General features: G+C 58.0%; 5 protein-coding genes and 1 pseudogene. 2 read left to right on the top strand and 4 right to left on the bottom strand.

From position 1 onward, the window contains the following. Positions 1–294 precede the first annotated feature (294 nt). Positions 295–462 (top strand): hypothetical protein, encoded by a 168-nt coding sequence (locus tag YUO_RS46330; RefSeq protein ID WP_156908684.1) that lies wholly within the window; start codon positions 295–297, stop codon positions 460–462. Positions 463–755: 293 nt separating this feature from the next. Here the strand turns inward: YUO_RS46330 and YUO_RS0119410 are convergent, their stop codons facing one another. The 4 genes from YUO_RS0119410 to YUO_RS47795 form a co-directional block, all read right to left on the bottom strand. After that, positions 756–1,145: a response regulator transcription factor gene (locus YUO_RS0119410; protein WP_028348784.1), complete on the bottom strand. Its 390-nt coding sequence runs from the start codon at positions 1,143–1,145 to the stop codon at positions 756–758. A gap of 97 nt (positions 1,146–1,242) precedes the next feature. Continuing rightward, complete coding sequence (locus YUO_RS0119415) at positions 1,243–1,917, bottom strand: response regulator transcription factor (protein ID WP_028348785.1); 675 nt, start codon at positions 1,915–1,917, stop codon at positions 1,243–1,245. Then, positions 1,914–4,448, bottom strand: coding sequence for a PAS domain S-box protein (locus YUO_RS41110; protein ID WP_083754632.1), 2,535 nt, complete (start codon positions 4,446–4,448; stop codon positions 1,914–1,916). Before YUO_RS41110 ends, YUO_RS0119415 begins: the two co-directional genes overlap by 4 nt. Before the next feature lie 974 nt (positions 4,449–5,422). Next, positions 5,423–5,782: a transposase gene (locus tag YUO_RS47795; protein WP_235782756.1), complete on the bottom strand. Its 360-nt coding sequence runs from the start codon at positions 5,780–5,782 to the stop codon at positions 5,423–5,425. An 838-nt stretch (positions 5,783–6,620) separates the two neighbouring features. On the opposite strand from YUO_RS47795, the pseudogene YUO_RS47800 reads away from it, so the two are divergent. After that, positions 6,621–9,965: pseudogene (locus YUO_RS47800) on the top strand (hypothetical protein); the annotation flags it as partial.

Below are 9,965 nucleotides of genomic sequence, written 5' to 3' on the forward strand. Positions count from 1 at the left end.
CATAAAGGGCCCCACCGCTCGGATCGAGTAGTGCATCGAGAAGCTTGCTGAGGCTGTCGAACCCGTGATCTTACGGGGCTATCACGGCTGCAGCACGGCCGACGCCGGCATTTATCACCGTGAGGAACTTCGCACGAACGACCGCGGGGTGATGACCGAAAGATTGCGGGTCATAACCGATGGCTGGCAGTCCAATTGCAAAGAACTCTTCGATTTCTTGCAGCATATATTGCAAAATCCGAACGTGCGCACTGTCGTGCTTTACGGGTCCTACCATGACGATGGAGTCGGCCCTTGAAGGAGCTCTTGCAGAGGCCCGAACAGCGCTCGCAGCGGCAGTCTCCAGCAGCCCTGACCAAGAAAGTTGAGGAGGCGGGCAGCTTAATCGAGCCGGCTGTGCTTTTCGGCAAGCCAAACATCAATTTCTTTCTTCAACGTGCGGGTTTTTGGCCAAATTCATAAAGCTGAAGCGAGGCGAGCAAGTTCGGTTAGCTAGTGCAACGGAGGACTGGCCGGATGGCTTCATCGGAGACCTCAAAGCACTCACGACCGTAGGGGATGCAGGCCCGACGCAAGCAAGGTGACGAATAGCGAACGAAGAATGTCAATAAAAGAACCCGATCGCCAAGGATTGCTGACGAGTTGCGCGTGAGGCCGAGGTCCTCATCGATTTTGTGGTATGGCGAAGCGCGCGGTTCCGCGGGCCGCGCTCACAAATCAGACCCGAAGTTTGAGCAGACTGCGTGCTCATCGTCTCATGCGCTGGCTCCGCCGCGATGCTTATCCAGTGCAGTATCGAGGCACCTTATCAAGTGCTGTCCGGAGAAGGGCTTGGCCAGGAAGCAAATCGCTCCGGCGCTCAGCGCACGATCGCGAACGCGATCATCGGGAAAGGCAGTGATGAAAATGAACGGTGCACCGTAGCCCTGGTCCCGCATATGTGTCAGCAGGTCCAAGCCGCTCATAATCGACATCTGCACATCCGCAATCACACACGATGTTCCGTTCAGGTGGGGCGAGCGCAAGAACTCCTCGGCTGACACAAATGTATGAACGATATAGCCGCGGGACTTCAAAAGATTATTTATCGCAGCACGAACCGACCCGTCGTCGTCGACGATGGCAATGAGCGGAGGCGTGGACAAGAGGATCCCCTTTATCGCGGGAAAGGCGCTTGCCGAAGCACAGCCGCCTGGACAAAGGGTGAGCTTGCAGGATGAGATTGTAAACTCATACTTAGGCTTATTCGGGGTGGTTGGCACAAATTCCGAGGGTCTCAGCCATTCTGATTAAATCGGCCAGCGTCCGCGCGCCCATTTTCTTCATCACCCGCCCGCGATAGATCTTGACGGTAATTTCGGCAAGCTCGAGCTCTGCGGCTACTTGTTTGTTCATCAGGCCAGCAGCGACCAGTTTCATAACTGCCTGTTCGCGTGAGCTTAGGGTGTCATACAAGGACTGCAGGTTCGCAACTGTCTTCTCAACCTCCCGCCTCTTGCGATCCCGTTCGGTCGCGGCGACGACGGCGTCAAGCAACTCCTGATCGCGGTACGGCTTGGTAAGAAAATCAACCGCTCCACCCTTCATGGCCTTGACGCTCATTGGAATGTCGCCATGGCCAGTGATGAAAATAATCGGAATGTGAAGGTTCAACTTGGCTAGCTCAGTCTGCAGCTCGAGGCCGCTCAATCCCGGCAGCCTGACGTCAAGGACGAGGCAGCTGGCAACCTCCGGAAGGTCGCCTTGCAGCATTTCCTGAGCCGATCCGAACGCAGCAACGTCCAAGTTCACCGATTGAAAAAGATTCGAAAGCGAACGACGGATTGAGACGTCGTCGTCGATCACGAACACGATCGCCCTTCCGCTGGGTTTCTCGGCCTTTACGTCTTGGTGCGGCAAGTCGGAGCGCCCGGTCACGACACGACCTCCTTATGCAACGGCAGGACGAATTGAAAAGTCGCGCCCGGCTCTTGCTTGCGGGCGATCGACAGGCTTCCTCCGTGAGCCTCCACGATCGAACGGCAGATCGAAAGCCCCATTCCAAGGCCGCTTGACTTAGTGGTAAAAAAGGGATTGAACACGCGATCCGCGTCGTCCTCGGTGATCCCGACACCGCAATCAGCCACGGCGAGGTGCACGCGTCCCATATCGTCATGGGATGACCGAATAACCAGTTCACGCGGTCGGTCGCTGACCGTTTGCATGGCCTCAATCCCGTTCATCACCAGATTTGTAATCACCTGTTGCAGTTGAACCCGGTCACCTAAGATCAGGGGGAGGGCCGGCGTCAACTCGGTTCGCAAGGACACCTGATGGCTGACCAGCTCGCGTGTTACCAGCGCGATTACCTCCTTGACGATGTCGTTGACATCGAGCGGAACCATCTCGATCTCGCCTTTCTTCGCAAGCGCGCGGATGCGGCGGATCACCTCGCTCGCCCGGATTCCGTCCTCGATGATCCACTCCACTGAGCGGCGCGCCGCGGAAAGATCAGGAGTTTCGCGACCAAGCCAACCCAGACAAGCCTCGCCATTGGTGACAATGGCGGCGAGCGGCTGGTTTATCTCGTGGGCGATGGAGGTTGTCAGCTCGCCCAGCGTCGTCACGCGCGTCACGTGCGCGAGCTCTGCCTGTGCCTTCCGCAGTTCTCGTTCGGCCTGATCTGCGCGGATGGTTGCGGTGATGTCGGTGCTGACGCCGCGGTAGCCGAGGAAATTGCCGTCAGCGTCAAAGAATGGCTTGCCGCTGGTCCGGACGTAAATTGTAGATCCCATCTGGGTGACGGTGCGATAGATGAAATCGCGAAATGGAAGACGTGCATCGATCGTCGCCCGATGCTGTCGCCACTTCTCGGGTTCTGTCTCGACATCGTGCGCAATTTCCCAGCGAAGCAGGCCGACGACCTTTGTGGTCAGAATTGCTGCGCTGGTGTGCTCCGAGATCCGGGTGATCCGATGGTCCGGTCCGGTCTCCCAGAGCCAGTCGGAGGCTGTTTCGGCGTAGTCGCGAAACCGCTGCTCGCTTTCGCGCAACGCAGCAAGAGCCCTTTCCAGTCGTTCCCTGGCCGCATGTTGCTCGGTGACATCCATATGCGTTCCGATGAGCTCGCTGACTTTGCCATCGCTGCCGACCACGGCGTGCGCAACGGAATGTATGCGCCTTATCGCGCCATCTGGAAGAAGGATTCGGAAATCATACTCAAAGTGCCCTCCCTTGTCTTCGATAGCCTGGCGCGGCACTTCCTGAAGCCGCGGCAAGTCGTCTGGATGGATACGCGAGCGGATGGTCTCTATCGATAAAGCTTCTTGCGGATCAAACCCAAACAGACGATCGTTTTCGGCGGAGCGATACACAAATTCGCGACGGTGGACGTCCCAGGACCAACTGCCCGTGTGGCTGAGATGCTGGGCTTCGGCCAGATAGGCCTCGCTACGACGCAATTGCTGTTCCGCCTGCTTTGCAGCCGTAATATCCGTCACTGCGCCGACAAACTCGATATCACCAGAGGCGGTTCTAATGGCTCGTGCCAGCGCGTGGAGGTGCTTCACCGAGCCGTCCGGCATCAGCAGTCGGTACTCGTGCTCGAAATCCTCTTCGTTTTGGAACGCTCGATCGATGGTCTCTCGCACGGCAGCCCGATCCTCTGGATGGGTTCGATCAACGACGAGTTGCGGGGTCGGTTTCGTCGACGGATCGTATTGGAAAATACGAAAGGTCTCCTTTGACCAGTAGACCTCGCCGGTGGCGACATTCCAGCCGAAGCTGCCGGTGCGGCTCAGTTCCTGTGCCTGGGCTAGATGGGCTTCGCTCCGCCGCAGGGCAGTTTCCGTCCGCTTTCGCTCGGTGATATCTTCGCAGGCGATAAGGACGACGAGCTTGTCTTCTGCCCACTGCATGGCTTTGGCGTTTTCGCGCACCCACAGCACCGAGCCATCCTTCCTGATCTTCTGGATCTCCCAAGTGTGCGATTGGCCGACCGTTTCAATGCACAGCCCGACGCGCTCGCGAACAAATGGACGATCTTCTTCCAGAAATACCTTCAGAACGGAATGCCCGACAAGCTCCGAGGGCGCGTAGCCGAGCTGTGTTGCGCCAAACGTGTTGACGTTCAGGACCATTCCGGTGGCATTGACCATGAAGTGCATGACCGGGTTATGCTCGAAAATTTCGCGCCACTGTTTCTCGCGGTCGCGCAACTCAGCCTCGCCGCGCCGGAGCCTCGCTGCGGCCTCAAGCGCAACGTTCCTTTCTCGGCGGACCTTTTCGATCAGGTGCTTTCCAACAATTGAGACAACAACAAAGGCCACAATCACAGGAAGAGTCTGCGGATTGTCAATCCGTAGATTGAAAGGAGGCGGCGCAAAGAAGTAGGCCAAAACAGCGAAGGGGAAGACGAAAAGCATGGCAGAGGCGATGAGGCTGCCCATCAGTGAAAACACCAATATCATTTCCAAATAGCCGAACGCCGTCGCGGCGAAAGTGAAGGTACAACGAAGTTAGCGTCATCAACGCCCGCGCAAAAAACTGCGTGAGCTTGCGAACTTGAATCTAGTAAGCTGATCACCCATCAACCTAAACTATCGAAAGCAGCTGGAGAATTATACGAATGTTTAGGCTCTCTTGCGCTCGCACTGATTCAGCAGCTAGCGCTAGCATTATCAGGTTGCCTCGGTACAATTAATCCATTGATATCAATGGCTTGAGTGGAAGAGCGAGTTCCGTGCTTAGAAAACTTTCGTTTAAAGAAATTGGCTGATCGAGGCGGCCATGAGGGCCCTTAGAACCCACACGGCCGTGCGCTTAGAACCAGTGGAGCGCAGCAGCCGAGCCGGCACTTCCACCGAAAATAAACCGAGTAACAATCAGGGAAAGCCTTTGGGGGAGATGTCTATCGTTGGCCCGTCTCCTTACTTAGGATTTGAAAAGGTGTGTGGATGGCTTTCGGGGCCATGACACGATCGTCTCGTTTGGCGGCGGCCTTCGCCAAATGCATACGGTGGACAAGACCATAAGAGAGCTGCTTCAAAACAACAAATTGAAGGCCGCTTCATCAGAAGACCCTCTGCTTTCATGCTCGGTTACGTAAGCCTTTTGTTGTTGATCGGCCTGGCCGGGGGCTAGACGGGAGCAGAGACCCGCACGTGACCGGGGAAGTTATAGAGGGCTTGCCCGAGAAACGGTGGTTGAGCATAGTCACCGGTTTGGTTACGCGCTTCTGCGAAATGAAAGGAGATCGACGCGCGTGACGGCCGAGGGAAGGCGTATCGCGCACGCGAACAATGGAGCCTCCGGGGTCGCTGTGCACGAGGCTAGCGTTGTGCGGATGCTGACGCTGAAGCCCTCAGTGCTTTTGCGATCTCGGTCGCTTGCACGTGCAGACAACCGAGTTCAGCGCTGCAACACAAACCGATTTATATCCTCCTTAGCCCTGATCGAGCTGGGTCGCTCGGCTTCTACGATATGCCGTGTCAAACCTTTGTGAGTTCGCCATCAACTCGGGCGAGGGTTGCTGAGAGGCCCGAGTCTTGATCGCGACCGTTTCGGTTTTCGGAGCTCGGCGGTGACAAACTGATGCACCCACCGCGGCTTCGCGACTCGAAAACCGCGACGAGGCCCGAGCATCGCGACGCCAGGTGAAGAGCTGCGACGGGTGAATGCTCCCCGATACACTCCCGCCGGGCTCCAGCGCCTCTGCCACGACTTGTGCCTTGAACTCATCCGACCAGCGTCGGCCAAGTTGTCGCGGGGCTCCCTCAAGACGCTCTGCGACCGCTTCGATCATATGGAAGGTCTAGTTTCAGAACTAGGCGCAGACATAGAAGCTCACATCGGCTCACACACTCCGCAGCCGATAGCCGATCGCTCATCCACTCTGCCAGATGGGGTCTCTTTGCCACTTACCGTTGTCATAGGACTACTCCTCGTGCTTGCAATAGGAGTTGCAGCCTGCAGACCCTCTGAGCAAGGCGGCCCTCGCCGGACCTCGCCGGATGATTACAGCGCAAGTAGCTAGATCTCGGGTGGAGAGTTCCGGCAAAGGCCTAAAATTGGCAGTAGATCGCAAGAGGGCCATTTCGATATCACCGAAGGATGTTTGGTGACCGCTGACCTGCCACTAAACTTTCATCCAGCGGCAGTTAGAGTCTCGGTGGTTCTGCAGCGAGACCGAACTTTGGACCACTCGAAACTAGAGTTTTACGACTCTAAACACGTTGGCGGGCTGGTGGCGCCATCGCGGTTTTGCAGCAAAATCGGGTCGATTGCCGATCGCCCCATGGGGCCGTTCTTCATTATACAACAAGGCTCAGGAAAGCCCACAGAACCGTTCTTCGCGAGGTTCTTTATCGATTTCCGGCCATGGGGGCAGCCTGCGTGTCCGCTGCTGCAAGTCGGCGGCTCCGCGTCAGGTTCTCGACAGCTATCGCACATAGAGTAGGGTCTCCAGAGGCGATCATAGCTGGCGATCGCTGCAAGAATACTGGAGCGCGCGGTCGGGGGTGCTTGGACGGGGCATTTTGGGGCGTTCACGGTAGTTTTCTGCTGGGTTCGATGCTGCCGAGTCGAGTCCGTGGCAAATCACTCAGGCTTCAAATTGGCCTATATTCCGAAAGTGAGAACGAATGAAGTTCCAATCCACCAACTGGGTGCGTCAACAATCGGGCATCGCGGGCCCGCAAGAGAGCTCACCGGCTCCGTCCACAGATGCGGCGGCCTTTGAGCAGCAGCTGAGCGAGATCGCTGTCCCGTCTGCTCCCGTGTTCATGCAGGTCCGGGCCCATCAAGCGGAGGCATCGCGATCTGAGGCGCATGCCGGAAACGATGAGGCGGTGCTGGGCGCCGCAGCGCTGCAGACCGCTCAGTCAAATTGGGTCTTGGTAGGTCGCAGCGAGGACCCGCTTTATGCTAAGGATGCGCGCCTTATTTCCGGCCTTAAGCAGGCGCTCCTCGGGGGTGGAGCCGCCGAGAGCACCGCCACGAGCAACGTCGGTTATCTGCTCAGCTTGAGCCGCTGGCTCTTTGAAAACTACAAGCCGTGCATTGCTGATCGGCTTCATGACGAGTCGATGGACAAGGATGTCGAGGAGTTCATAACCAAAGGTGGGACGGCGAACGTCCGTTGGGCACTAGCTCATCTGCGGACCTCTCAATTGACGGGAGGAGTCGTACCGATCGCAGGCCGCCCTGACCTGACTCCTTATCCCAAGGACGGAACTCTCATCAAAGAATACAGAAAGCAAGCAGTGGCGGCCGGAACTTCAAGTACCGCCAAAACCTATGCATCTATTCTCACGGATTTCAGCCACTACCTTCGGGCAAACAACAAGCCTGGCATTGCTGCTCGGCTTCAGGACGAGACATGGAACGAGGACGAACCGCTCAATGAAGAGATCCAGCGCTACAAGGACGCCGGGGGTAACAAAAGTATCGGCGCGGCACTTGATCATCTCCGTAATGGAGCGAGAAAACTCAACGGTCCGCCTTTTCATCCCGAAGACGCGCCCTTGATTTCCGGACTTCAAGAAGCACTCGTTAAGGCTGGGTACGAGGAGATCACCGCTAAGACGAATTATGTTCGTCCTCTTCGCAGATTCAGCCGGTGGCTCTTTGCAAAAAACAAGCCGGGAGTGGCTGCTCGGCTTAACGACGAATCGCTCAGCAGCGACGCTGCGATCTTCGATCAAAGTCGCAGGCACCTCGTTCTTACCGCACTAGATCGTCTCCGCGCCTCTCAGTCGCCGGGCGGAGTCGCGTCAATCACTGCCCGGGCAGGGGGCATTGAGGCCGCGGCTAAGCAGGGCGGCTCGCAGCCCGCCTTCAGTTGGCCAGCGGCACTCGCTGAGGGGGATGATCAAGATTTATTCTTTGGGACGGTCGACGAAGCCGGTGCATCGTCGTGTCTTCAGCCACCGCGGCATGGCCTGGCATTGAATCCTACAGAGTCCCCTAATCCCGTGAACTGGCGCCACCAGGACGACGAGCTGACGGATGAACGTTACCGCAACATCCTCGTGCCAGGCGAGCAGATTCCCATCATGCGGGCGAGCGGGCACCCATCTACGCCGCCTCCGCACGGTCAAGGCGGTGGAACGATGCTGAATGCCTCGGCGCTACCGCCCGGCCATGCAAAATTGGTTTTCGCAGGTAGCAGCCTGGATCCTGTTTATTGCGAAGATGCCTCTCTTATTGAGGGGCTGAGGCCGGCGCTCATCAAGGCTGGGGCCTCCGAGAGCACGGTCGGCCGCAATCTACGTGGTCTTCTCAGCTTGGGGCATTGGCTCGTGAAGAACGACAAGCCGGGCATTGCTTCCCGGCTTTACGACAAGTCGCTGGACAAGGATGCCCAGGAGTTCGCCGAGAAGGAGGAGAAGGCCATCGCTACCCCACTGGATCATCTTCGAGCCTCCCAATCGCCGGGCGGCATCACGCCGTTTGCAAGCCGGGTTGAGCGGAATCCCTATCCCCAGGATGCGGATCTCATCAAAAGGTACAAGGAAGAAGCAGCCCCAAGCACCGCCAACACCGCCAGGAGCTATGCAACTCTTCTTATCGATTTCAGTGATTACCTCCGTGAAAACGATAAGCCCGGCATTGCTGCTCGGCTTGGCCACGACTCGCTGGATGAAGATGTCAGTCGGTATAAGGAGGCGGACCCCCATGGCCGCAGAAAAGCCGGAGCCGCACTGGCTCATCTCCTGAGGTCGCCGGCGGGTGCTAGAGCGATCGAACCCCTGCGTCATATTCGCCCCCTTCCTGATCTCGAAGACGCGGTTCGCGCCGAGACGAAGCCGACCCTCACCGCGACTGCGCAGCACAGCGGGTCGAACGGAGCTGTCAGCTGGCCGGAGACTCTGCCTGCGAACCAGCAGGATCTGCTTTTGGAGACGATGGACGGACCCAGCTCCTCGCCGCCTCCGCAGGGCGACGCGGTTGAGCGGCAGCTGATGCAGACCCCATCCCATCAACTGGCGGCGTCACCATCGCAGAGGCAAGCTCCGGTGTCGTCGCCGGACGAGCTGATCGGCGAGCAGCTTCCGGCCGAAGACGCGGAGCTCTTGGCGAGGTTTCGTGTAGACGCCCAGCTGCGCAAGCTCACCCCAGGGGCCATCAACAACAGTGTTTCCGGGCTTAGGACTTTTGTCCGCTGGGTCAACGCAAGTCATAGGGGCCCTGTAGCTTCTCGGCTGCGAGACGGTTCATCGCTCGATGAGGAAATAGCGAAGTACAGGAGCTTGGGCCGTGACCCCCAGAACCGCATTAGATCGGCTGTGGACGTTCTCAGGCGGCTGCTACGTGGGGGGGAAGAAGTCGAAGCACCCGAACCCCGCGTTCTCGGTGCCCCCCGTCACCACGTTCCTCATCCAGAAGATGCGCCCCTCATCGAGGGCGCGCTGAGCCAAGCCCTGAAAGATCTTAAAACTCCGACTGCGAAGCTGAGGCAGTCTGCGCAACAGCGGGCGACACGTCTTCGTGCGCTGAGTGCGTGGCTTAGAGGGAATGGCAAAGGGAGCATTATTGGGCGACTAAACGGCTCCAGCAGGCAGCAGTTATCCCTCGACGATGACGTGGTAGCATTCCAACGGACTGGAGGCAGAGTACACGGTCCCGATTTGTCGCATCTTCGCAGCTACTTGAAACTCATCGAGGCGAACCGAGAGCTGGGGCTGCGAGGCCCTGAGCAGCCGAGCTCGCCGGCCGCGCAGGGCGATCGGTTTTCCGGCTCTTCGCAGGATCTCCCCTCAACGCCGGCCAGCCGAAGCGCTGGAGCTTGGGTTTGGTTGAGTGAACAGCGGCAAGAACCAGGATCACCATCCAGGCCCGCGTCAAATGCTAAGGGCAGGCGTGAGCCATTTGTTGATCTGAATGCGCCACCGCCGTCCGAGTTGCGCGACGATGCTCACTTTGCGCCAGCCGCTCCTGCCAGGGTTCGCTCAGACACCTACGCTGGTCTTGAGCCATTTGTTGAT

This window comes from Bradyrhizobium murdochi, assembly GCF_000472965.1.
Lineage (GTDB): Bacteria > Pseudomonadota > Alphaproteobacteria > Rhizobiales > Xanthobacteraceae > Bradyrhizobium > Bradyrhizobium murdochi.